Source organism: Cupriavidus neocaledonicus, assembly GCF_000372525.1.
Classification (GTDB): domain Bacteria; phylum Pseudomonadota; class Gammaproteobacteria; order Burkholderiales; family Burkholderiaceae; genus Cupriavidus; species Cupriavidus neocaledonicus.
Map to the genome: position 1 here is coordinate 26239 of NZ_AQUR01000107.1, position 22735 is coordinate 48973.

Genomic DNA, 22735 nt, shown 5'->3' on the forward strand with positions numbered 1-22735 from the left:
CGCTGCGCGAACTGCCCATCGCGCGCCCGATGCACAGCCCCGCTGAAACCGGCCAGGCCAGTGCCGGCGCGGGCCAGCCGGCAATCCCCCGCGCTAGACGCGGGCTTTTCGCAAAGTGCTTAACTCCGATCTTAAAAAGCTTCAGTTGTCTTTAATGTGCTGCGCACATACATTGCCACTGAGGCAGTTTCCTCCACCTGCAGAACGCTCCCCGTATCTGTCAGGCCATTTAAAAGCGCGGCATCGCCGCGCTTTTTTTTTGCCCGGCCGCGCTCGGCCGGCGCGGCCTCTTTATTTCGCGCCGCCCATCCCCATATGGTTATCCCTTATGTCAGGCGCTGCATATCCTTATAAAGGGTGTGCCAGCGCCTGGTTGGCCGTTCCTCTACAATCGGGGCGAACGATTAAGACGATCTATAGGATGGATATGGTCCCGCATCTCATCACCGCGCTGAACGGTCCGCTGCTCGAACTGGAAAAGAAGATCCTGGACGCGACCCCGTCCATCGAGCGCTGGTTCAGGCTGGAATGGCAGGAGCATACGCCCCCGTTCTATTGCTCGGTGGACCTGCGCAACGCCGGCTTCAAGCTGGCGCCGGTCGACACCAACCTGTTCCCGGGCGGCTTCAACAACCTGGCCCCCGAGATGCTGCCGCTGGCGGTACAGGCGGCGATGGCGGCGATCGAGAAGATCTGCCCCGACGCCAAGAACCTGCTGCTGATCCCGGAGCGCCACACCCGCAATATGTTCTACCTGCAGAACGTCGCGCGGCTGTCGCTGATCATGCGCCAGGCGGGGCTGAACGTGCGCCTGGGCTCGCTTTCCGACGAAATCACCGAACCGACCCCGATCGAGCTGCCCGACGGCCAGACCCTGGTGGTAGAGCCGCTGGCGCGCCTGGGCACCAAGGGCCGCCGGCTGGGGCTGAAGGACTTCGACCCCTGTTCGATCCTGCTGAACAACGACCTGTCGGCCGGCATTCCGCCGATCCTGGAAAACATCAACGAGCAGTACCTGCTGCCGCCGCTGCACGCCGGCTGGTCCACGCGCCGCAAGAGCAGCCACTTTTCCGCCTATGACGAGGTGGCGAAGAAGTTCGCCAAGCTGATCGACATCGACCCGTGGATGGTCAACCCGTACTTCGCCCGCACCACCGGCGTGAATTTCCACGAGCGCGTGGGCGAGGAGGAACTGGCCGACGCGGTCGAGGGCGTGCTGAAGAAAATCGCCAAGAAGTACCGCGAGTACGGCATCAAGGAAACGCCGTATGTGGTGGTCAAGGCCGATGCCGGCACCTATGGCATGGGCATCATGACCGTGCGCGATCCGTCCGAGATCAAGGGCCTGAACCGGAAAGAGCGCAACAAGATGAGCGTGGTCAAGGAGGGCCTGGAGGTCAGCGATGTCATCATCCAGGAGGGCGTGCACACCTTCGAGAAGGTCAACGAGGCGGTGGCCGAGCCGGTGGTCTACATGATCGACCGCTATGTGGTGGGCGGCTTCTACCGCGTGCACACCGGCCGCGGCAACGACGAGAACCTGAACGCGCCGGGCATGCATTTCGTGCCGCTGGCGTTCGCGCCCAACGGCATCCCCGACAGCCATGCCAAGCCGGGCGCGGCGGTGCCGAACCGCTTCTACATGTATGGCGTGGTGGCGCGGCTGGCCTTGCTGGCGGCGTCGCTGGAGCTCGAGAAGACCGACCCCAACCCGATCATCTGAACGCCACCATGCGCATCCTCTTCATCACCGATCCGCTGGAGACCTTCAAGACCTACAAGGACTCCACCTACGCCATGATGGCCGAGGCCGCCGCGCGCGGCCATGAGCTGTACTGGTGCCTGCAGCCGCAGCTGGCGCTGTCCGGGCGCACGGTCGAGACGGTCGCCACGCGCCTGCACCTGACCGGCGAGGACGGCGCGGGACAGGGGGCCTGGTACCGCGAGGGCAACAGCGCGCTCGAGCCGCTGTCGGCCTTCGATGCGGTGCTGATGCGCAAGGACCCGCCCTTCGACATGGAATACGTGACCAGCACCTGGCTGCTGGAGCTGGCCGAGGCGCAGGGCGCGCGCGTCTTCAACAAGCCGCGCGCGATCCGCGACCACTCCGAGAAGCTGGCGATTGCCCAGTACCCGGAGTTCATCACGCCGACGCTGGTTACGCGCGACCTGGCACGCATCCGCGATTTCCACGCCGAGCATCGCGACATCATCGTCAAGCCGCTCGACGGCATGGGCGGCATGGGCGTGTTCCGGGTCGGCGCCGACGGCATGAACCTGGCCGCGATCGTCGAGACGCTGGGCCAGGACGGCGCCCGCTCGCTGATGGTGCAGCGCTATATCCCGGCGATCAAGGACGGCGACAAGCGCGTGCTGCTGATCGGCGGCGTGCCCGTGCCGTATTCGCTGGCGCGCGTGCCGATGGCCGGCGAAGTGCGCGGCAACCTCGCCGCGGGCGGCACCGGCCGCGCCCAGGAGCTGAGCCGGCGCGACCGCGAGATCGCCGAGGCGCTGGCCCCGGGGCTGTGGGAGCAGGGCCTGCTGCTGGTCGGCCTGGACGTCATCGGCGACTACCTGACCGAGGTCAATGTGACGAGCCCGACCTGTTTCCAGGAGATCACGCAACAGACCGGCTTCCATGTCGCGGCGATGTTCATCGACGCGCTGGAGCACGCCGTCGGCGCTGCCGGCAGCTAGGCGCCAGCGGCCCGGGCGGGCAGCGCGAGCGCCGGGGGGCGCCTGCTACAATCGGGGCAATCCAACGGATTCACCATCATGGCAGGCATCCTGATCATCGCGCACACCCCGCTGGCGTCAGCCCTGCGCGATTGCGCCGCCCACGTCTACTGTGGCCAGCCGCAGCGGCTGGAAGCCATCGACGTCCTTCCCGATGCCGATCCCACCACCGTGCTGGCCGAGGCCAGGCGCCGCCTGGACGCCATCTGCGACGACAACGGCGCGCTGGTCCTGACCGACATCTTCGGCGCCACCCCCGCCAATATCGCCGCGCGCCTGGCCGAGCCGGGACGCGTGCGCGTGCTGGCCGGCGTCAACCTTCCCATGCTGGTCCGCGCCATCTGCTACCGGGCCGAAAAGCTGGACCAGCTCGCCACCAAGGCGCTGGCCGGCGGCTCGCAAGGCGTGCTGCAGGTCGGCACCACTACCGTCCAGAATCAAACCGCCAATCATCCCGACAAATATGCTGCAGAGGGACACCACCATCATCAATAAACTCGGACTGCATGCACGCGCGTCCGCCAAGCTGACCCAGCTCGCCGGCAGCTTCGTCAGCCAGGTCAAGATGTCCCGCAACGGACGCCAGGTCGATGCCAAGAGCATCATGGGCGTGATGATGCTGGCCGCCGGAATCGGCTCGACCATCACGATCGAAACCGAGGGTCCCGACGAACAAGAGGCGATGGACGCGCTGCTGGCACTGATCGCCAACCGCTTTGGTGAAGGGGAATGAGGCCGGCGGCCTTGACCCGAATTGATCAACGTTCCTGACGGAGCGGTACATGCCTTTCGCCTTGCACGGCATCCCGGTCTCGCGCGGCGTCGCCATCGGCCGCGCGCACCTGCTTGCGCCCGCGGCGCTGGACGTGTCGCACTACCTGGTCGATGAAGAACAGCTCGACGCCGAGGTGGAACGGCTGCGCGCCGCGCGCGCCGCGGTGCGCGCCGAACTGGCCGCGCTCAAGCGGGACCTGCCGCGCGACGCGCCCGAAGAGATGGGCGCCTTCCTCGACGTGCATGCGATGATCCTCGACGACGAGGCGCTGGCGCGCGAGCCCGAGGCGCTGATCCGGGGGCGGCGCTACAACGCCGAGTGGGCACTGACCACGCGCCTCGAAGAGCTGATGCGCCAGTTCGACGAGATCGAGGACGAATACCTGCGCGAGCGCAAGGCCGACATCCAGCAGGTGGTGGAGCGCATTCTGAAGGCGCTGGCCGGCGCCCCGGTGCTGGTGCCGGCGCCGGTGCCCGCGCTGGCCGCCGACGGCGAGCCCGCGCCCGGCGTGATCGTCGTGGCCCACGATATCGCGCCGGCCGACATGCTGCAGTTTCGCCACACGGTGTTCCACGGTTTTGTCACCGACCTGGGCGGGCGCACCTCGCATACCGCCATCGTCGCGCGCAGCCTCGACATCCCGGCCGCGGTCGGGGTGCAGAGCGCGAGCGAGCTGATCCGCCAGGATGACTGGATCATCATCGACGGCGACGCCGGCCTGGTGATCGTCGATCCCACCGCCATCATCCTCGAGGAATACCGCCACCGGCAGAGCGAGCGCGTGCTGGAGAAGAAGCGCCTGCAGCGCCTGCGGCATACGCCGGCGGTGACGCTCGACGGGATCGAGATCGAACTGCTGGCCAACATCGAGATGGCCGAGGATGCCGGCGCCGCGCTGGCCGCCGGCGCGGTCGGCGTCGGCCTGTTCCGCTCCGAGTTCCTGTTCATGAACCGGCGCGACGAGCTGCCGGGCGAGGAAGAGCAGTTCCAGGCGTACCGTGGCGCGGTCGATGCCATGCACGGGCTGCCGGTGACCATCCGCACCATCGATATCGGCGCCGACAAGCCGCTCGACGCCCGCGGCGACGGCCGCGCCGATGACTTCGAGACCGCGCTGAACCCGGCGCTGGGCCTGCGCGCGATCCGCTGGTCGCTGTCGGAGCCCGGCATGTTCCTGACCCAGCTGCGCGCGCTGCTGCGCGCCTCGGCCTTCGGCCCGGTGCGGCTGCTGGTGCCGATGCTGGCGCATGCCAGCGAGATCGACCAGACCCTGGCGCTGATCGCCAAGGCCAAGCGCCAGCTGGACGAGCGCGGCGAACCGTACGACCCCGGCATGAAGGTCGGGGCCATGATCGAGATCCCGGCGGCGGTGCTGCTACTGCCGCTGTTCCTGCGCAAGATGGATTTTCTGTCCATCGGCACCAATGACCTGATCCAGTACACGCTGGCGATCGACCGCGCCGACAACGCCGTCGCGCACCTGTTCGACCCGCTGCATCCGGCGGTGCTGCAGCTGGTGGCGCGCACCATCCGCGAAGCCAATCGCGCCGGCGTGCCGGTGGCGGTGTGCGGCGAGATGGCCGGCGACCCGTCGATGACACGGCTGCTGCTGGGCATGGGGTTGCGCGAATTCTCCATGCACCCGGCGCAGCTGCTGCGGGTCAAGCAGGAAATCCTGCACGCCAACTGCGAACGGCTCGAACCGCTGGTCGACCAGCTGCTGCAGGCCTACGACCCCGAGGAACAGGCCGCGGTGCTGCGGCAGATCGCACGACCCTGACGGCATCAGGGTTTTCCGAACAAAAAAGGCGGCTCGCGCAGCACTTTTTCGGGCAGGAAAGTGCGGCGCCAGCCGCCTTCTTTTTACGTCCTGTGACGCCTTGCCGACCTTCGTCCATGTGGCTTAATGGGAATTGTTATCATTATTGATCTCTGATATTCTGACGTTCATTCGCAGGGACATGCCGGTGTCCCGCGCCCCAACGGAGGGACTTGTGTACGTCTGCATCTGCAACCAGATCACCGATCGTGAGATTCACGGTGCCGCGCACCTGGGCGTCGAAACCCTCGACGAACTGGCTGAAACGCTCGGCGTCGGCACGTGCTGCGGCCGCTGCCGCGAGTGCGCGCAGCAGGTGTTGCAGGAAGGCGTGGCCGCGGTACGCAATGTCACGGTGGCGACCCTCGCCAGCATCCAGGTTGTGGAGATTTCTTCCTGTTCCGCTTCGGGCCCATGTACCATAATGGACACTCGGGACCCGGCAGTCGCGAACGACCAGCGCAAGGCGCTGGTGGCCTGAACGCGCCCATGAACTGAAAGTTCAGTTCACGGCGCGTTTTTGCGCATTCTTTTTTCTGACTGCACGGCGCCATTGGCGCCGTTTCGTATTTTTGCGCGGGCCCGATGCAACAGGAGCCGCCAATGAAAGGTGACAAGAAGGTCATCCAGCATCTGAACGCCCAGCTCAAGAACGAGCTGACCGCGATCAACCAGTATTTCCTGCACGCCCGCATGTATCGCCACTGGGGCCTGAAGAAGCTCGGCGACGTGGAGTACAAGGAATCGATCGGCGAGATGAAGCACGCCGACCGCCTGATCGACCGCATCCTGATGCTGGACGGCCTGCCCAACCTGCAGGACCTGCACAAGCTGCTGCTCGGCGAAGACACGCCCGAGATGCTCAAGTGCGACCTGAAGCTGGAACAGACCGCGCACACCACCGTCAAGGAAGGCATTGCCTATTGCGAATCGGTCGGCGATTACGTCAGCCGCGAAATTCTGGTCGATATCCTTACCGATACCGAGGAACATATCGAGTACCTGGAAACGCAGCTGGACCTGATCGACAAGGTCGGGCTGCAGAATTACCTGCAGTCGCAGATGGAGCCGGGCGAGCAATAAGCCGCCGTCTTCGGCGCGGCCGCTCCGAGGGGCGGCCCGCCCCAGCGCGCGGCGCCGATCGGTGCCGCCTGGTTGCTCGCCTGCAGGCAGTAACCCTTCTCATTCCAATTCCTCTCTTCATCCAGGCGTCGCCGGCGGGGCCAAGGCTCCTGACCCGCCGGCGCGCCGCGCGGAGCCCACGCCCATGACCAGTCCCATCCGCCTGACGCAGTACAGCCACGGTGCCGGCTGCGGCTGCAAGATTTCCCCCAAGGTGCTCGACGTGATCCTGGCCGGCAGCGGCGCGCAGCACCTGGACCCGCGCCTGTGGGTCGGCAATGCTTCGCGCGATGACGCGGCGGTGTATGCGCTGGATGGCGCCGACGGCCAGCGCGGGGTGGTTTCGACCACCGATTTCTTCATGCCCATCGTCGACGATCCGTTCGACTTCGGCCGCATCGCCGCGACCAATGCGATCAGCGACATCTACGCCATGGGCGGCGACCCGCTGATGGCCATCGCCATCCTGGGCTGGCCGGTCAACGTGCTGCCGCCCGAGGTGGCGCGCGAAGTGGTGGCGGGCGGGCGCCGCGCCTGCGATGACGCCGGCATACCGCTCGCGGGCGGCCATTCGATCGACGCACCCGAGCCCATCTTCGGCCTGGCGGTCACGGGACTGGTCGAGCGTGCGCACATGAAGCGCAACGACACCGCCACGCCCGGCTGCCGGCTGTACCTGACCAAGCCGCTCGGCATCGGCGTGCTGACCACGGCCGAGAAGAAGGGTCTGCTGCGCGCCGACAACCGCCACCTGGCGCGCGACTGGATGTGCGTGCTGAACCGGCCCGGCAGCGCCTTCGGGCGCTTGCCCGGCGTGCGCGCGATGACCGACGTCACCGGTTTCGGGTTGCTGGGCCATCTGGTCGAGATGGCCGACGGCAGCGGCCTGACCGCACGCATCGACTATGCCGCGGTGCCGGTGCTGGATGACGTGGCCGACTACATCGGCCAGGGCTGCGTGCCGGGCGGCACCCAGCGCAACTTCGACAGCTACGGCCATCGCATCGCGCCGCTCAGCGAGACCCAACGCGCGCTGCTGTGCGATCCCCAGACCAGCGGCGGCCTGCTGGTCGCGGTCGAGCCCGCGGGTGAAGCCGCGTTCCTGGCTGAATGCCAGCGCCTGGGGCTGGCGCTCGCCCCGATCGGCGAGATGGTGGCCCGCGCCGCACTGGCCGTAGAGATCCGCTGATGCGTCCAGATACGGCCGACTTCCGCAAACTGTTCCTCAGTGGCGTCGCCATGCTGGACGTGCGCGCGCCGCTGGAGTTCGCGCGCGGGGCCTTTCCCGGCGCGGTCAACCTGCCGCTGATGGACGATGCCGAGCGCCACGAGGTCGGCCTGTGCTATGCGCAGAAAGGCCAGCAGGCGGCGATCGAACTCGGCCACCAGCTCGTGTCCGGCCAGCGCAAGGCGGCGCGCATCGCCGCCTGGGCAGAGTTTGCGCGCGCGCATCCGGACGGCTATCTGTATTGCTTCCGCGGCGGCTTGCGATCGCAGCTGGTGCAGCAGTGGCTGCGCGACGCGGGCGTCGACTATCCGCGCGTGACCGGCGGCTACAAGGCGATGCGCGGCTTCCTGATCGAAACCATCGACACCGCGGCGACTACGCAGCCGTGGTTCGTGGTTGGCGGGCTGACCGGCAGCGGCAAGACCGACGTGCTGGCCGACGTCCCCGCTTCGATCGACCTTGAAGGCCACGCGCGCCACCGCGGCTCCGCCTTTGGCCGCCGCGCGCTGCCGCAGCCGCCGCAGATCGACTTCGAAAACGCCCTCGCCATCGACGTGCTGCGTCATCTCGACGCCGGCTGGCGCGCGCTGGTGGTGGAAGACGAAGGCCGCTTCATCGGCAGCCGCGACGTGCCGCAGGTGCTGTCGCAGCGCATGCAGGCCAGTCCGCTGGTATGGCTGGAAGCGCCGTTCGACGCCCGCGTCGAACGCGTGCTGCGCGACTACGTGCAGGGACTGGCGGCGGAATTCATCGACACGAAGGGCAGCGCGGAAGGCTTCGACGCCTACGCCACCCGACTGCGCGAAGCCATGGCCGCGATCGCGCCGCGGCTTGGCGGCGCCCGCTACGGCAAGCTGTCGGCGCTGCTGGACCAGGCGCTCGCGCGCCAGGCCGAGTGCGGCGAGGTAGCGCTGCACCGCGGCTGGATCGAAGTGCTGCTGCGCGACTACTACGACCCCATGTATGACTTCCAGCGCGGCCAGCGCGAGGCGCGCATCGTCTTCCGCGGCGACCGCGATGCCGTGACGGACTGGCTGCTGGCGCACACCGCGCGCCAAGGGGAATAGGGCGGCGCTAGACTGCGCCCGGACGCAGCCGGATGGAGTCGATGATGGCATCCCATAGCTGCAGCGCCTCATCATCGGACTGGAAAGCCGGCTGATACGGTGTCTGCGGACTGTCCACCGGCTGCTCGAGCACGTTCAGGACAGCCGACACGTTTTGCTCGGACAAGGACTTGTTTTTTCCCTGGGATTCCCAGGCGAATACATAAACACGCTGGCCATTGCCCGTCGCGGCGGTTGCGTACTCTTCCGCGGGAATCGCACCGACATTGCGTTCGCGCTTGCGCAATACCTTCAGGCCGGCGAGAGGACCGAATACTGCCTTGGTCAGGAAGTTGTCAACGCGTTCGAGCAGACGGTCTTCCTCGGCGCCGGTGCTGGCGTCAAAGCTGATGAAGGCGTTGGGATGCTGGGGCAGCGTGATGCCCATCTGCACGCTCTCCGAACGGTAGTCGTTGCCGGCGATAAAGCCTTGGTCGATGCAGAAGCCGGGGCCGGTGGGGATTTCGTCGTCGGCGCGGGAGCGGATGTTGGCGGCTAATGTCTTGGAGTGTCGAAGGGCTATCGGCTCTCTACCAGGGGAGACACCTCCTCCATATTTAAATGCGCGCCACGGATCCGTTGAAACAAGGTACGTATTGCCGCTCAGCATGGCCTTGCTGTATGGCAATGACCAAGACAATAGGACTTCCGAGCCGTCGCCAACCATCGTCCTACTGACAAACATTGAGCCTTGCGTCTCGTGATGTGCTGCCCTCAGTTCCTGCTCTCGCTGGTTAATCATTGAGCGAAGCGTGCCGGGAGTCAGTCCTGGTATCGGCGAGACTTCGTTGCCCCAGACTTTGTAGGTTGCGCTGACTTTCGCTTGTGGGGGGAGCTCAACGAGGTAGCGCCCAAAGCAGTATGTCTTCCAGCCAGATTTATCCATCGAAGGGCTCCGTGTCATCGATTGCCCGTAGCTAATGCTGGCAAGTGCCAACGTTAGGCAAGCAGCAATTACCGTAGCGAACGAACGTGATGTCTTCATTTGTCACTCGAGTGCCAGTCGGCCAGTTGGGCAATCTTGGCAATGCCGTATAGCGTCGCCCATCGCGCCCTGGGATCGTTGTAGCTACCTTGGTGATCGTAGCCTTTGCGACCAGCGTTCTCGGGACCCGTGCCATTCGATCCGTGCCGGAAACTTGCCTCGACTCCAGCATCACGTGGTGCCTGGCCGGAAAAGGCGGGTACTGTCCCATCACCGTGGCCGCGTGTCGCAGTTAGCGCGGGGGCGTCCGTCAACGCTCTATGCCGAAAGCGGCCATTGCCATCGTCATCCGCCGGAAAGGCCGATGTTGGGAAGGCGTGTGGATTGCCACGCCAGACAATATCTTGCCAGCTATGCATTGGCCTGGAATCATCTGCACCATAGTGTACGTAAGTTACAGGATGATATTGCCCAGCGAGATCACGATGAAAGCTAGCGACTTGGTCTATTAGCTTTCCGAAGTTGCCGCGCGGGTCTACTTCTGAATCTTCGTGGTCAGACAGGTCTTCCCTCAAATTGAGGAACTTTGTGTTCGCCTCTGGCACAAGACCGTACCAGGCTGGATTCTTGTAGATTTCATCATAAGGGTCTTCAGCGCGCGGGAAGGCACAAGGTAAGCCCGCTGTATCCGTGACCACCTCGCCATGATTGCTCTGCAAAAACAACCAAGCTTGGCCGTCGCGATGATCGAACGTTGGGCATAGCTCCAAGGCGCCAGCTGAATTTGCCACGACAGCGGTAACCTCCCCAGCATTGGAGCCCAAAATCAACTGTTCAGGCCCCTCGTAGCCCGCACGCATGTGATGGTAAATCGCCGGCGCCCCTGTCGCCGGCAGCACGCCATGGACCACACCTAGCACCTTCTCATAGCCGACAAGATTCGTAAGCGCGCGCGCCACGAGCCCGCCCATGGAATGCGTAACCAGGATAACCTTGTCGGCTGGTACTGGCGGCTTCTGTTCCCGGTAATGCCTCAGCACCGTGTTTTCGATGTATTGCCTGACGTCTTCGGCGGACTTTCGGTTGGATTGAAGCCAGTTGTAGCCGGCGCACCAGACATCGAAGTCATAGCGTGCTGCTTTCATGAGTTCTGGTTCCGTCAAAGGCGGCTGTCCGGTTTCCTCACCATAGTCACCGGGCGGACGCAGGCCTTCAGTCGACCACCATCCTTGCAGCGTGCGGTTCGCAACGATGCGGCTGGTGCGCGCCTCCAGTAACCCCATGACCGGGTTATAGGAGGTGCGCAGCACGCTGCCCCAGCCACGCTTGTGCGCGGTTTCTTTTGCTAGTCCCGATTCCCCGACGTCAATAGAGCCTCCGTCGTCTACAGTCAAATCTTCCGCTTTCAGGATTTGCTGCCGTTGCTTTGGTCCTCGTATGCCCCATGTCGCCAAGGCGGCGACGACGCCGAGAATGTCGGCCAGGTTCAGGCTCATATTCGGTGGCCGCCAGGCAGCATTGCCTGTCTTTTTGTTCTTCAGGTTGGTTCCCATGATGCCTGGCAGGAACACGATCGGAATCACTGCAGGCAGCTTGGTCTCGATAACCTTGGTGCGTGTGTCCTCGGTGGGTGTCAGGTGCGTGTCAAAGACCGGTCGCCCGTCGATATCGCGCGTGCGCGATATCACGACTTCCGGATCGGACGGATTGCGCTCGTTTTGCATTGCCTCCTCAGCCCTTTTGGTCACGTGTGTGCTTTCCAAGTACGCGCAGCTGAACATGCTCCATCGAAATGCCTCGCTGCTTCGGCAAGCGCCCCTCGCTGTCTGTCACAAGTTTGATTCGTGCGCCATCGTTCCGGCGCAGTTCAACTTGCACGTTTCGCAGCGGCTCTCCGGTGATTTCGTCTCTCAACAGGTAGGCGTCATCGAACGGCGTTTGGGGCCACGTATTCATCTCGCGCGAAGCATGTGTCGGCCCCTCGAACTTTCTCTGCGCCGCCTTGTAGGTAATCGGCCCCGGACATTCGAAGGTGATATTGCCGCCCTCAATCGTGATGGCAGCCCCACCAGCCGTCGCAATGCGAATCCGCTTGGCCGCGGCAAAGTCCACATTCATGTTGGCCGAGACAATGGTCAGGTCCTCCCGCGCCGCCAGCTTCAGCAAATCATGCTGCGCCTGGAGATCGATATCGCCCTGACCTGCCGTCAGTTGCAGGCCGACGTTGCCTTCACCGGCCGAAGACAGTCCTGCGGCCACGCCAATCGCCTTTCCCGAATGGATGCGCACCTGTCCCGCGACGGCGACATTGTTGTCCTGGCCGCTGGCGAGCACGACGCTTTCCCCACTGGCGATTTGCAGGTCTTGCCCCGCCACCATAGCCACGCCAGCCCGGCCGTTGAGGTGGACCATCGGCTCGCTTTGGTGCGGCACCTTGCCCGGCGTGCTGGTATTGCCGCCAGCCGCATCGCCTGTGGCGGCATCAAGATTCTGACCATCGACCATGCCGGCCGCGGCCCTGGCTTGCCGCGCCAGCGGCGACTCGTCATCCTTTCCGGTCGACAGGGCTTGGGTCTGGTGCGTGGTGGCGCCATCGCCCAACGTCCTGACCAGATCGCCCGCCTGCCGCAGCAGTGCGATACCGGCAGCGTTGTCGCCTGTCGGCAGTACGTGGCCGGTGACGGCATCGCGATAGGTCGTCAGCAGCAGCCCGGCCCGACCGCGCACCGCGGCATAGCCATCGGTACGCAGTTCGAACCCCTGCCCTCGGAAGCTGCCACGACGGTTGTCCTGCTGGTGAATCACATGGCCGAGATTGAGCTGGGTCGCCTGTTCCGTCGTAGCGAGTTGTGTCCGCAGCTGCTCATCCGTGTCATCGAACACCAGTTGGTTGTAGCCCTTGCCGCCGTGCTCCCGGCCCTTGAAGCCGCTCAGCGCAGCGGCGTTGCGATGGCCGCCCGGGTCGGCGCCCATGCCGTGCCACGCCGGGCTGTTGCCGCCGGCCAGGTTGCCCTGTGCGCTGGGCTGACTGTCGGAGCCCATCGCATAGATGCCGCTGGCGTCATAGGGCTGGGAGAAGGTGGCGGCAGCCATCGACTTGCCGCCCGGCGTTGGGGCGATGCCGGCTTCGCCCTGGCCGTTGTACAGCGCGCCGATCACGAACGGCTGGTCGATGTCGTTGTCCGTGAACTTGACCAGCACCTCCTGGCCGATGCGCGGCAGCCATTGCCAGCCCATGCCGGCCCCGGCCTGGCGCTGCGCGACGCGGATCCAGCGGCTGCTGCGGTCGTCGGGCCGCTCGCCGCGCTGCCAGAGGAAGCGCACGCGGATTTGCCCGCGGGGGCTGGCGTGGTGTTCGGCATGGCCGTCCGGCTGCGTCTGCCCCTCGGGGCCGACCACGATCGCGGTATGGACGCCAAGCGGGGTAGATTGGCTATAGAGGCGTGGACAATCGCCCTCCAGCACGGCGGCGCGCCATGGGCGGCGCGCATCGAAGGCACGAAAGAGCGCCGCATAGCCATGTTCCCGCGCGGCCGCCCGCAGGGATTCGGTCGGTACCACCCGCTCGACGGCGTCGTCGAAAAAGCTGTTCATCAGGCCGGCGGTAGTCGCCACGGCATCTGGAGCCGCCGGCGGCGTGTCGAAGCACAATGCCGCTTCCAGCGGTCCCATCCGGTCGGCGAGCGCGGCACGCGTTTCCACCGCGAGGTTGTTGATGCCGCAGTGCTCCACCGCATCGAGCAACAGCGGATACCCCGCGGTATCGTCCGGTTGTGGCGGTAGGTGCGGGCAATCCGTGACGGTCAGGCGGTTGCCACTACGCAGTGAGCGCACCGAGGCGCTGCCGGTCAACACCAGCGCGCGGACTTCGATCGCTTCCATCACCTGTTCGGCGACGCGCTGCGCGCTGGCCGTGTCCGGCGCCAGCGACAGGCTGACCGACAAGTAGGGGTCGGGACTGACAGCACGGCCTGCAAATACGCCGAAGCGCGCCGGCGCGTGACCACGGATCGCGCGCTTGGCTTCGGTGTCCCAGGCGCTCACTGCCACGCCGCCGACCGCGGCACGCGTCTCACAGATCAACTGCTGGATGGCATCGGCCGATTCCTGGCTATGCGCGCGGTGGTAGCGGATACCGCCGCCGGCCGCAGATTCGGGATCTGCCGGCAATTGCGCGCTGTCGGCAAAGATCACCACGGCATGGCCGACGGGCGCTTCGTCGTCTTCCACCACGGTATATCCGAGACCGGCTTCGGCCAGCAGGCGCGACAGAAATTGGTAGTCGGTCTCGCGGAATTGCGCGATATGGTCGCGTTCGCCGAACGCGGCGATGCGGGCTTCGGCTCCAGCCGCATAACGCCAGTGCGCATACGGCGCAAGTCCTGCAGAACGGGTTCGATGATGCTGTCGAGTGTGCGGTTCTGGAACACCTGGCTGTGACGCTGCTGCGTGGTCAGCCACAGCCACGGCACCACGGTCAGGCGATAGCGCGCCAGGCTGCCGTCGGCGCCGAGCTTCTCGGCCTGCCGGATCAGGCCGGTGCGGCGCGACTGGCCACCGCCGGCGAGCGTGGTCAGCAGCGTGATGCGCTGGCCCATCAAACTGTCCAGTGCGATATCGGCATTGGCGCTGACCGCCACGATGCGCCATTCGAACGGCGCCGAGATGGTTTCGCGGCCGATCCAGGCTTCGACCGCCAGTTCGCGGATCGCACCGTTGCCTTTGAGTGCAAACAAGCGATGAGCCGCGCTGAAGATGTGCTGATAAAGGGTGGCTGCATCCATTCGCTTTCCGAACTCCCTGCGTCCATCGCTGTGGGCCGAGTCCCATCGGGACGCGCATCACGTCAACACATCGTGCCAGCAGAATAAGTGGCAAATATGTCAAAAATAATCCGACGTATTCTAGAGTCGCGCGTTAATGCCGGGCAGCGGAAAATTCTGCGTATGCAGCAGCCGCGCCTGCCGTAGTCATGTTGGACCATGCCGGCAGGGGGATAGGGAGAAGCGGGAGCTTGGTCGCGGCCATGCGGGCGCCTGCCGGCGCCGGCCGCATCGTTCAGTGGTGGATTGTCGGGCTCAGTGCCCGCCGCACACCGGGCAATCCGGCGTGCGCGCCAGCCGCATGGTGGTCCATTCCATCGACAGAGCATTGACCATCAGCAGCCGGCCGGCGAGGCTGTCGCCGACGTCGGCAAGCAGCTTGAGGGCCTCGGCTGCCTGCACGGTGCCGACCATTCCGACCAGTGGCGCGAACACGCCCATGGTGGCGCAGGCGACTTCCGGCGCGGGTTCGGCCGGCGGGAACAGGCAGGCGTAGCAGGGCGCGTCGGGCTGGCGGCGGTCGAATACGCTGATCTGGCCGTCGAAGCGCAGCGCGGCGCCGGATACCAGGGGCACCTTGTGGCGCACGCAGGCGCGGTTGACGGCCTGACGCGTGGCGAAGTTGTCGCAGCAGTCGAGCACCACGCTGGCCGACGCCACCAGCTGGTCCAGTTCGGCATCGCCCACGCGCGCCGGCACCGTGACGATGTCCAGGCCGGGGTTGATGCGCAGCATGCCTTCGCGGGCGGAGTCGACCTTGGGCCGGCCCACGTTGGCGGTGGTGTGGATGATCTGGCGCTGCAGGTTGGTCAGGTCGACCTCGTCGTTGTCGACCACGGTGATGCGGCCGACGCCGGCCGAGGCCAGGAAGGGCAGGGCGGCGGCGCCGAGCCCGCCGGCGCCGATCACTACGGCGTGGCCGGCCAGCAGGCGCCGCTGGCCCTCGATGCCCAGCTCGTCGAGCAGGATGTGGCGCGAATAGCGCAGCAGTTGTTCGTCGTTGAGGCCGTCGTCACTCATGATGGGATCCTTCCGCGAGTGCGAAGAGGAGGGCGGTGTTGGGTGCGCCCAAGCCGCCCGAGCTAGCCTAAGCAAGGTGTTCTCCCTCTCCCCTCATGGGAGAGGGTCGGGGTGAGGGGTGGTCTAGCTAGGTACCACATTAAGCAAGGCCTGTGGTTTTCACCCACCGGCCTCAGCCTTTGATCCTCCTGCCCTCACCCCCTGCCCCTCTCCCGCAAGCGGGAGAGGAGAGCAAACCGGCAGCGCGCGAGTCTTGTCAGCACGTGCAGGTCGCATCTGCTGTGGAATTTACGGTGCCTTGCCGGTCGGCGTGCCCAGCGGCTCGCCGATCGGCGCGCTGGCCGGCGGCTGCTTGCCGGGGGCCGGTGCCGCCGGCTTGGCGGCCGGTGCGCTGGCGCCCTTGGCGCCGCTCTTGCCCGTGGGCTTGGCGGCCTTGCCGTTGTCGGCCGGCGGGTTGGTCTCGAGCTTCGACTTGGAGCGCTTGACCGGCTGGCCGTTGAGCTGGGCGATGGCCTGCTGCAGCATGAAGTCGTCGGCCGAGCCGAATTCCACCGGCTTCTTGCGGCGTTCTTTTTCGCGCTCTTCCGGGGTTTTCTTGGCGTTCTCTTCTTCCAGGCGGCGCAGTTCCTCGACGCGGCGCTGCTCGCGCTCGGTCATCTCCGGCTCTTCCGATTCCTGCTTGTTGTGCAGGTGGCGCTCGGTGTCGATCTCGCGCGTGATCAGCGCGTCGTCCGGGTCGCCTTCGGGGTTCTGGTCGACCGGGATGTCCGGGCGGATGCCCTTGGCCTGGATCGACTTGCCGCTCGGCGTGTAGTAGTACGCAATGGTGAGCTTGATGCCGGTGTCGTTGGTGAGCGGGCGCACGGTCTGCACCGAGCCCTTGCCAAAGGTGGTCTTGCCCATGATCTGGGCGCGGTGGTGGTCCTGCAGCGCGCCGGCCACGATCTCGGACGCCGAGGCCGAATAGGCGTTGGTCAGCACCACCATCGGGATCTTCTTGAAGACCGCGGGCAGGTCCTTGAGCGGATCGTCTTCCAGCGACGAGAGGCGGTAGTTGTTGTACGAAGCCTTGTACACGCGCTTGGCGTCGGGCACCTGGCCGTTGGTCGACACCACCGTGGCGTCTTCCGGCAGGAACGCCGCAGCCACGCCGACCGCGCCCTGCAGCACGCCGCCGCCGTTGTTGCGCAGGTCCAGCACCAGGCCCTTCATGTTGGGGTTTTTCTGCGCCAGCTCGGTCAGCTTGCGCGCCAGGTCTGAAATGGTGCGTTCCTGGAAGCTGGTCAGGCGGATCCAGCCGATATTGTTGTCCAGCATCTTGGCCTTGACCGACTGCACGCGGATTTCGGCGCGCGTGATCGAGACCGGGAAGGTGCGTTCCTCGCTCTTGCGGTAGATCGTCAGCGTGACCTTGGTGCCGGGCTCGCCGCGCATGCGCTTGACTGCCTGCTCCAGCGGCAGGCCGCGCACGGGCTTGTCGTCGATACGGGTGATCAGGTCACCGGGCTGGATGCCGGCGCGGAAGGCGGGCGTGTCCTCGATCGGGTTGATCACCTTGACCAGGCCTTCTTCCTGCGAGATCTCGATGCCGAGCCCGGCAAAGCGGCCGCGCGTGCCTTCCTGCAGCTCCTTGAAATCCTTCTCGTCGAGGTAGGACGAATGCGGGTCGAGGCTGGCGACCATGCCCTTAATGGCTTCGGTCAGCAGCTTCTTGTCATCGACCGGCTCCACGTACTCGCGCTTGATCTGCCCGAAGATATCGGCCATCAGCCGCAACTGGTCCAGCGGCAGGGGCCCCGATGAATTCTGCGCGGTCGCCGAAATCTGCAGCGTGGCGAGCACGCCGGCGACGAGGCCGACAGAAACTAGGCTGATGTTCTTGAGCGTCTTGCGCATGAGGGCTGCCTGAACTTGTACGCGAAGTACGGGTGTACGGTATGGGGATTATGCCGGCTGCGGCCGCCCGGCGCCGGGCGGTTTGTCCGACAGTATAAGTGCGAGTGGAGAAATGGGCCTGTCCCGTCCCGGCTCAGGGTGGGCGGCCGCACATCTGCGCGTGGCCGCCCGGGCGGATCTCAGCGTGCCTTGCCCTGGCTGGCCACGGCCGCCAGCGACGCGGCGATGGCGTCCTGGTCACCCAGGTAGTAGTGGCGCAGGGGGCGCAGCTCGGCGTCCAGCTCGTAGACGAGGGGGGTGCCGTTGGGGATATTGAGGCCGACGATGTCGTCATCCGAAATCTGGTCCAGGTATTTCACCAGCGCGCGGATGCTGTTGCCATGGGCCGCGATGACCACGCGCTTGCCGGATTGGATGTCGGGGGCGATGGATTCGTTCCACAGCGGCATGACGCGCGCCACGGTGTCCTTCAGGCACTCGGTCAGCGGGATCTCGTTGCGCGGCACATTGGCGTAGCGCGGATCGTCGTACGAGGCGCGCGGATCGGTCGGCTCCAGCGCCGGCGGCGGCGTGTCGTAGCTGCGGCGCCATACCAGCACCTGTTCGTCGCCGAACTTGGCGGCGGTCTCGGACTTGTTCAGGCCGGCCAGGGCGCCGTAGTGGCGCTCGTTCAGGCGCCATTCGTTGCGCACCGGAATCCACATCAGGTCCATTTCATCCTGCACGTGCCACAGGGTGCGGATGGCGCGCTTGAGGACCGAGGTGTAGGCCACGTCGAAGCCCATGCCGGCTTCCTTGAGCAGCTTGCCGGCCTGGCGCGCCTGGGCGGCGCCGGTTTCGGTCAGGTCGACGTCGACCCAGCCGGTAAAGCGGTTTTCGAGGTTCCACGTGGATTCGCCGTGGCGGATGAGGACAAGCTTGTACATGCTGCTGCTTCCAGAGAGTAGGTAACCTGCATGCGTCCGCGCCGTCACCTGGAGGGGCCGTGAAAACAGACCATGACGGGATTCGGTAAACATCCCATGTCTCGGACAGGCGACAATGGCGGATGGCCGTGCAACGGCAGGGCCTGGACGCCAAACTGCGTATTTTATAATGCCGCCGACCCAACCTACCGGAAAGCCAACGTGAATTTCTTCGCCGACTACAACAACCTCGCCCTGATCGCCCTCGCCGTGGTGTCGGGCGGCCTGCTGGCCTGGCCCGCGATCTCGCGCAGCGCGGGCGGCAAGTCGGTCAATACGGCCACCGCGACCCAGCTGATCAACAAGCGCGGCGCCGTCGTGGTCGACATCCGCGAGCCCGCCGAGTACGCCAAGGGCCACCTGCCGCAGGCCAAGAGCGCGCCGCTGGCCGACCTGGCCGCGCGCGCGGCCGGGCTTGCAAAGGACAAGGCCGCCCCCATCATCGTGGTATGCCAGACCGGCCAGCGTTCGGGCAAGGCCCAGGCAGCGCTGAAGGAAGCCGGTTACAGTGAGATCTACGCGCTCGAGGGCGGCATTGCCGCCTGGCAGCAGGCGGGCCTGCCGCTGGTGAAGTAAGCGCGGCAACCCGTCGTAACCGTCACGGCGTGTCCCGGCCAGGCCCGGGCGCGCCCATTGCATTCAAGGAGACCCCACATGGCCCGCGTCGTCATGTACAGCACCGTGGTGTGCCCGTATTGCGTCATGGCTGAACGCCTGCTCAAGTCCCGCGGCGTGGAAACGATCGAGAAAATCCTGATCGACCGCGAACCGGGCAAGCGTGAAGAGATGATGAGCCGCACCGGCCGCCGCACCGTGCCGCAGATCTACATCGACGACACCCACGTGGGCGGCTTCGACGACCTCTCCGCGCTCGACCGCCAGGGCGGCCTGGTGCCGCTGCTGGCCGCCTGAGCCAATGCATTCGGGACGGCCCCTGCGCAGAATCGTCTGATTTCGCGCGGGCCGGTTCCGGCATCCCCTTTCGGCGCGGGTGAATTCGCCACTCGCGTCATGTACCATATGCGTTTTCCAGCCGGGAACCGGCCGGCCCTGTATGATGCAGGCGCTGCCGCCGCCGTCCCCGACACGCATCCAGCCCATCCTCCCGGAAGCCTTTCATGAGCGACCAGCAAAACACCCAGCAGGACGATCAACCCTTCTTCAATATCCAGCGTGTCTACCTGAAGGACATGTCGCTGGAGCAGCCCAACTCGCCGGCCATTTTCCTGGAATCGGAAGCCCCGTCGGTGGAAGTGCAGGTCAATGTCGGCGCTTCGCAGCTGCAGGAAGGCATCTTCGAAGTGGTGGTGACCGGCACCGTGACGACCAAGGTGCAGGACAAGGTCGCCTTCCTGGTTGAAGCTCACCAGGCCGGTATCTTCGATATCCGCAACGTGCCGGTCGAGCAGCTGGATCCGCTGCTGGGCATTGCCTGCCCCACCATCCTCTACCCGTACCTGCGCGGCAATATTGCCGACGTGATCACGCGCGCCGGCTTCCAGGCCATCCACCTGTCGGAAATCAACTTCCAGGCGCTGTACGAGCAGCGCCTGCAGGCCGCCATGGAAGAAGCCCAGGGTGCCGAAGGCGGCAACAGCGGCATCGTCATGCCCGACGGCAGCCAGGCTCGCCACTGATCCCGGCGTCCTGCGCCATCCACTGAAACGGGGCTGCGGCCCCGTTTTGCCTTTGGGCTAACATCGTTGGCGCAAGCGGCCAAAGCGCTTGCGCCAACCACTGTTCGAGCTGCCATGAAACTGACCTTCCTGGGTGCCGGGGCGTGGGGCACCGCCCTCGCCAGCCATGCCGCGGCCACCAATGACGTGGTGTTGTGGGGACGCGACCAGGCGCAGCTCGCGGCGCTCGCGGCCACGCGCGAGAACGCTGCCTACCTGCCTGGCGTGACCCTGTCCGAACGGCTGGCGGTGCAGGCGGATTTCGAGCAGGCGGTGGCGCACGCCGCCGACGATGCGGACGGCATCGTGGTGGTGGCGACGCCGGTGGCGGGCCTGCGCGAGATGACGCGCCGGCTGGCCGCGCGCGGCCCGAAGCCGGTGTCGATGCTGTGGCTGTGCAAGGGCTTCGAGGCCGGCACCCACCTGCTGCCGCACCAGATGGTGCGGGCCGAGCTGGACGCCGCCGGGCGCACCGAGGGCTTTGCCTATGGCGTGCTGACCGGCCCCAGCTTTGCCCGCGAGGTGGCGCTCGGGCTGCCATGCGCGCTGACCGTGGCCGGCACCGAGCCCTCGCTGGCGGACCGCGCGCAAGCGGCCTTCCACCATCACGCCATGCGCATCTACGGCAGCGATGACCTGACCGGCGTGGAAGTCGGCGGGGCGGTCAAGAACGTGCTGGCGATCGCCACCGGTGCCAGCGACGGGCTGGGGCTGGGCCTGAACGCACGCGCCGCGCTGGTGACGCGCGGGCTGGCCGAGATGACGCGCCTGGGCCTGGCGCTGGGCGGCCGGGTCGAGACCTTCATGGGCCTGGCCGGCGTCGGCGACCTGATCCTGACTGCGACGGGAGACCTGTCGCGCAACCGCAAGGTCGGCCAGCAGCTGGCGGCGGGGCAGAGCCTGGAGCAGATCCTGGCCGGCCTGGGGCACGTTGCCGAAGGCGTGCGCTGTGCGCAGGCGGTGGCCGAGCTGGCCGCCACGCATGGCATCGAGATGCCGATCGCCCGCGCCGTCTGCGCGGTGCTGTTCGACGGGCTCAGCGCCGCCGACGCGGTGGCGCAGCTGCTGCAGCGCGACGCCCGCGACGAATGAACGCCCGTGTTCCCACCTGTTACTGAGCCTACCGCATGTCAACACGACGCCAGGCGCTGATCGCGCTCGCTGCCGCCTGCGCCGCCGGGGCCGGCGGCAGCGCTTTCGCCCAACCGTGGCCGGCGCGGCCGCTGCGCATGGTGGTGCCATTCCCGCCGGGCTCGTCGCCCGACCTGATCGCGCGCATCCTGACCGAAAAGCTGGCCGCGGCGCTGGGCCAGCCGGTGGTGGTGGAAAACCGCCCGGGCGCCGGCGGCAACATCGGCACCGGCATGGTGGCGCGCGCGGCGCCGGACGGCTACACGCTGCTGTTCACCATCAACGGTCCGCTGGTGACCGCGCCCACGCTGTCGCGCAACCTCAGCTACGACCCGTTCCGCCAGCTGGCCCCGGTCACGCTGGTGGCGACCTCGCCCAACGTGCTGGTGGTGGATGCGCGCCTGCCGATACACAACCTGCGCGAGTTCGTCGCGCTGGCGCGGTCGCGGCCGGGGGAACTGAACTATGGCTCGCCCGGCAACGGCAGCGCCTCGCACCTGGCGATGGAACAGCTCAAGGCGATGGCGGGCGTCGAGCTGCAGCACGTGCCGTATCCCGGCTTTCCGCAGGTCACCACGGCGATGGTCGGCGGGCAGTTGCAGGCGGCCTTCATGGTGCCGGCGATCGCGATGCCGCAGGTCAATGCCGGCAAGCTGCGCGTGCTGGCCGTGACTACCACGGGGCGCACCGCGGTGCTGCCGTCGGTGCCTACGGTGGCAGAGTCGGGCTACCCCGGTTTCGAGGCGATTTCCTGGCAGGCCGTGCTGGCGCCCGCGGGTACGCCGCAGGCGGTGATCGACCGGCTCTACCGCGAACTGGTGGCGATCATCGGCAGCGCCGACGTGCGCGACAAGATGCGCGCGCAGTATTTCGTGCCGGCCGGCACCGCGCCGGCGTCGCTGCGCCAGACCATGGCGAGCGAGAAGGCGCGCTGGGACAAGGTGATTCGCGCCGCCGGCGTGCAGCCCGAGTAAGCCGCCCCGGCCCCGGGGCAGCTTCAGCTGCCGCCCGCGAAGCCGTTCTGCCGCCAGGCCTCGAACACCACCACGGCCACCGTGTTGGACAGGTTCAGGCTGCGGTTGTCCGGCCGCATCGGCAGCCGGATGCGCTGCGCGGGCGGGAACCACTCGCGGCGCTCCGGCGACAGTCCGCGTGTCTCCGAGCCGAACACGAACCAGTCGCCCGGCCGGAACGCCACCTGGCCGAACGGCGTCGAGCCGCGCGTGGTCAGGGCGAACATGCGCGTCGGGTCGGGCTGTTCGCTGGCCATCAGCGCATCCCAGCTGTCGTGCACGCGCATGGTGGCGTACTCGTGGTAATCCAGCCCCGCGCGGCGCATGCGCGCGTCTTCCAGCGGAAAACCCAACGGTTTGACCAGGTGCAGCTGCGCGCCGGTGTTGGCACACAGGCGGATCACATTGCCGGTATTAGGCGGGATTTCCGGTTCGACCAGGACGACGTGGAACATGATGCGGGGCGATGGCGGGCGCGGGCGCCCTTCGTCAGAACGGTG

The 22735-nt window shown here is 66.3% G+C and carries 20 protein-coding genes and 1 pseudogene; 14 read left to right on the top strand and 7 right to left on the bottom strand.

The window, feature by feature from the left end; all coding sequences use genetic code 11:
* Window positions 1-427 precede the first annotated feature (427 nt).
* The 9 genes from gshA to mnmH all read left to right on the top strand — a co-directional run bounded on the left by gshA (window position 428) and on the right by mnmH (window position 8747).
* On the top strand, window positions 428-1723 hold the full coding sequence (gene gshA, locus A3AG_RS0128290) for a glutamate--cysteine ligase (protein WP_018008653.1): 1296 nt from the start codon (window positions 428-430) through the stop codon (window positions 1721-1723).
* Between the two features lie 8 nt (window positions 1724-1731).
* Complete coding sequence (gene gshB, locus A3AG_RS0128295; RefSeq protein ID WP_018008654.1) at window positions 1732-2697, top strand: glutathione synthase; 966 nt, start codon at window positions 1732-1734, stop codon at window positions 2695-2697.
* Between the two features lie 78 nt (window positions 2698-2775).
* The gene (locus A3AG_RS0128300; RefSeq protein WP_018008655.1) at window positions 2776-3231 is read left to right on the top strand and encodes a PTS sugar transporter subunit IIA; all 456 of its coding nucleotides are present in this window, start codon (window positions 2776-2778) and stop codon (window positions 3229-3231) included.
* Window positions 3200-3469 (top strand): HPr family phosphocarrier protein, encoded by a 270-nt coding sequence (locus A3AG_RS0128305; protein ID WP_018008656.1) that lies wholly within the window; start codon window positions 3200-3202, stop codon window positions 3467-3469. Before A3AG_RS0128300 ends, A3AG_RS0128305 begins: the two co-directional genes overlap by 32 nt.
* Before the next feature lie 49 nt (window positions 3470-3518).
* On the top strand, window positions 3519-5291 hold the full coding sequence (gene ptsP, locus A3AG_RS0128310; RefSeq protein WP_018008657.1) for a phosphoenolpyruvate--protein phosphotransferase: 1773 nt from the start codon (window positions 3519-3521) through the stop codon (window positions 5289-5291).
* Between the two features lie 214 nt (window positions 5292-5505).
* Window positions 5506-5811, top strand: coding sequence for a (2Fe-2S)-binding protein (locus A3AG_RS0128315; protein WP_026164535.1), 306 nt, complete (start codon window positions 5506-5508; stop codon window positions 5809-5811).
* Between the two features lie 122 nt (window positions 5812-5933).
* Window positions 5934-6413 (top strand): bacterioferritin, encoded by a 480-nt coding sequence (gene bfr, locus A3AG_RS0128320; RefSeq protein ID WP_012351604.1) that lies wholly within the window; start codon window positions 5934-5936, stop codon window positions 6411-6413.
* A gap of 184 nt (window positions 6414-6597) precedes the next feature.
* Complete coding sequence (gene selD / locus A3AG_RS0128325) at window positions 6598-7641, top strand: selenide, water dikinase SelD (protein WP_018008659.1); 1044 nt, start codon at window positions 6598-6600, stop codon at window positions 7639-7641.
* Window positions 7641-8747: a tRNA 2-selenouridine(34) synthase MnmH gene (gene mnmH / locus A3AG_RS0128330; protein WP_018008660.1), complete on the top strand. Its 1107-nt coding sequence runs from the start codon at window positions 7641-7643 to the stop codon at window positions 8745-8747. The genes selD and mnmH overlap by 1 nt, the downstream gene beginning before the upstream one ends.
* A gap of 7 nt (window positions 8748-8754) precedes the next feature.
* Here the strand turns inward: mnmH and A3AG_RS33645 are convergent, their stop codons facing one another.
* The 6 genes and pseudogenes from A3AG_RS33645 to gpmA all read right to left on the bottom strand — a co-directional run bounded on the left by A3AG_RS33645 (window position 8755) and on the right by gpmA (window position 18376).
* The gene (locus tag A3AG_RS33645; RefSeq protein ID WP_240619989.1) at window positions 8755-9672 is read right to left on the bottom strand and encodes a T6SS immunity protein Tli4 family protein; all 918 of its coding nucleotides are present in this window, start codon (window positions 9670-9672) and stop codon (window positions 8755-8757) included.
* A 95-nt stretch (window positions 9673-9767) separates the two neighbouring features.
* Window positions 9768-11435: an esterase/lipase family protein gene (locus A3AG_RS33650; protein ID WP_081610783.1), complete on the bottom strand. Its 1668-nt coding sequence runs from the start codon at window positions 11433-11435 to the stop codon at window positions 9768-9770.
* 7 nt (window positions 11436-11442) lie between these two features.
* Window positions 11443-14495 (bottom strand): annotated as a pseudogene (locus A3AG_RS34725) (type VI secretion system Vgr family protein).
* Window positions 14496-14789: 294 nt separating this feature from the next.
* Window positions 14790-15554, bottom strand: coding sequence for a HesA/MoeB/ThiF family protein (locus tag A3AG_RS0128345; protein ID WP_018008662.1), 765 nt, complete (start codon window positions 15552-15554; stop codon window positions 14790-14792).
* A 288-nt stretch (window positions 15555-15842) separates the two neighbouring features.
* On the bottom strand, window positions 15843-17450 hold the full coding sequence (locus A3AG_RS0128350; protein WP_018008663.1) for a S41 family peptidase: 1608 nt from the start codon (window positions 17448-17450) through the stop codon (window positions 15843-15845).
* Between the two features lie 179 nt (window positions 17451-17629).
* On the bottom strand, window positions 17630-18376 hold the full coding sequence (gene gpmA, locus A3AG_RS0128355; protein ID WP_018008664.1) for a 2,3-diphosphoglycerate-dependent phosphoglycerate mutase: 747 nt from the start codon (window positions 18374-18376) through the stop codon (window positions 17630-17632).
* A 201-nt stretch (window positions 18377-18577) separates the two neighbouring features.
* Between gpmA and A3AG_RS0128360 the strand changes: the two genes are divergently transcribed.
* From A3AG_RS0128360 to A3AG_RS0128380, 5 genes are all read left to right on the top strand, one after another.
* Window positions 18578-18991 (top strand): rhodanese-like domain-containing protein, encoded by a 414-nt coding sequence (locus A3AG_RS0128360; RefSeq protein ID WP_026164537.1) that lies wholly within the window; start codon window positions 18578-18580, stop codon window positions 18989-18991.
* Between the two features lie 78 nt (window positions 18992-19069).
* Window positions 19070-19327 (top strand): glutaredoxin 3, encoded by a 258-nt coding sequence (gene grxC, locus A3AG_RS0128365; RefSeq protein WP_012351615.1) that lies wholly within the window; start codon window positions 19070-19072, stop codon window positions 19325-19327.
* Window positions 19328-19533: 206 nt separating this feature from the next.
* On the top strand, window positions 19534-20052 hold the full coding sequence (secB, locus tag A3AG_RS0128370; RefSeq protein ID WP_012351616.1) for a protein-export chaperone SecB: 519 nt from the start codon (window positions 19534-19536) through the stop codon (window positions 20050-20052).
* Between the two features lie 114 nt (window positions 20053-20166).
* Window positions 20167-21183, top strand: a complete 1017-nt coding sequence (locus A3AG_RS0128375; protein ID WP_026164538.1) for an NAD(P)H-dependent glycerol-3-phosphate dehydrogenase — start codon at window positions 20167-20169, stop codon at window positions 21181-21183.
* A gap of 35 nt (window positions 21184-21218) precedes the next feature.
* Entirely contained in the window at window positions 21219-22196 is a 978-nt protein-coding gene (locus A3AG_RS0128380; RefSeq protein ID WP_018008666.1) for a Bug family tripartite tricarboxylate transporter substrate binding protein, read from the top strand.
* Window positions 22197-22219: 23 nt separating this feature from the next.
* Here the strand turns inward: A3AG_RS0128380 and trmL are convergent, their stop codons facing one another.
* Window positions 22220-22690 carry a tRNA (uridine(34)/cytosine(34)/5-carboxymethylaminomethyluridine(34)-2'-O)-methyltransferase TrmL gene (gene trmL, locus A3AG_RS0128385; RefSeq protein ID WP_018008667.1) on the bottom strand — a complete coding sequence of 157 codons (471 nt, stop codon included), beginning with the start codon at window positions 22688-22690 and terminating at the stop codon, window positions 22220-22222.
* Window positions 22691-22735 lie beyond the last annotated feature (45 nt).

Bases quoted from the DNA above. Each gene is read 5' to 3' on its own strand.
- A3AG_RS0128375 (WP_026164538.1), top strand. From the start codon at position 20,167: ATGAAACTGACCTTCCTGGGTGCCGGGGCGTGGGGCACCGCCCTCGCC.
- grxC (WP_012351615.1), top strand. From the start codon at position 19,070: ATGGCCCGCGTCGTCATGTACAGCACCGTGGTGTGCCCGTATTGCGTC.
- A3AG_RS33650 (WP_081610783.1), bottom strand. From the start codon at position 11,435: ATGCAAAACGAGCGCAATCCGTCCGATCCGGAAGTCGTGATATCGCGC.
- mnmH (WP_018008660.1), top strand. From the start codon at position 7,641: ATGCGTCCAGATACGGCCGACTTCCGCAAACTGTTCCTCAGTGGCGTC.
- trmL (WP_018008667.1), bottom strand. From the start codon at position 22,690: ATGTTCCACGTCGTCCTGGTCGAACCGGAAATCCCGCCTAATACCGGC.
- bfr (WP_012351604.1), top strand. From the start codon at position 5,934: ATGAAAGGTGACAAGAAGGTCATCCAGCATCTGAACGCCCAGCTCAAG.
- A3AG_RS0128300 (WP_018008655.1), top strand. From the start codon at position 2,776: ATGGCAGGCATCCTGATCATCGCGCACACCCCGCTGGCGTCAGCCCTG.
- gshB (WP_018008654.1), top strand. From the start codon at position 1,732: ATGCGCATCCTCTTCATCACCGATCCGCTGGAGACCTTCAAGACCTAC.
- A3AG_RS0128305 (WP_018008656.1), top strand. From the start codon at position 3,200: ATGCTGCAGAGGGACACCACCATCATCAATAAACTCGGACTGCATGCA.
- gshA (WP_018008653.1), top strand. From the start codon at position 428: ATGGTCCCGCATCTCATCACCGCGCTGAACGGTCCGCTGCTCGAACTG.
- A3AG_RS33645 (WP_240619989.1), bottom strand. From the start codon at position 9,672: ATGGATAAATCTGGCTGGAAGACATACTGCTTTGGGCGCTACCTCGTT.
- secB (WP_012351616.1), top strand. From the start codon at position 19,534: ATGAGCGACCAGCAAAACACCCAGCAGGACGATCAACCCTTCTTCAAT.
- A3AG_RS0128380 (WP_018008666.1), top strand. From the start codon at position 21,219: ATGTCAACACGACGCCAGGCGCTGATCGCGCTCGCTGCCGCCTGCGCC.
- A3AG_RS0128345 (WP_018008662.1), bottom strand. From the start codon at position 15,554: ATGAGTGACGACGGCCTCAACGACGAACAACTGCTGCGCTATTCGCGC.
- A3AG_RS0128350 (WP_018008663.1), bottom strand. From the start codon at position 17,450: ATGCGCAAGACGCTCAAGAACATCAGCCTAGTTTCTGTCGGCCTCGTC.
- selD (WP_018008659.1), top strand. From the start codon at position 6,598: ATGACCAGTCCCATCCGCCTGACGCAGTACAGCCACGGTGCCGGCTGC.
- ptsP (WP_018008657.1), top strand. From the start codon at position 3,519: ATGCCTTTCGCCTTGCACGGCATCCCGGTCTCGCGCGGCGTCGCCATC.
- gpmA (WP_018008664.1), bottom strand. From the start codon at position 18,376: ATGTACAAGCTTGTCCTCATCCGCCACGGCGAATCCACGTGGAACCTC.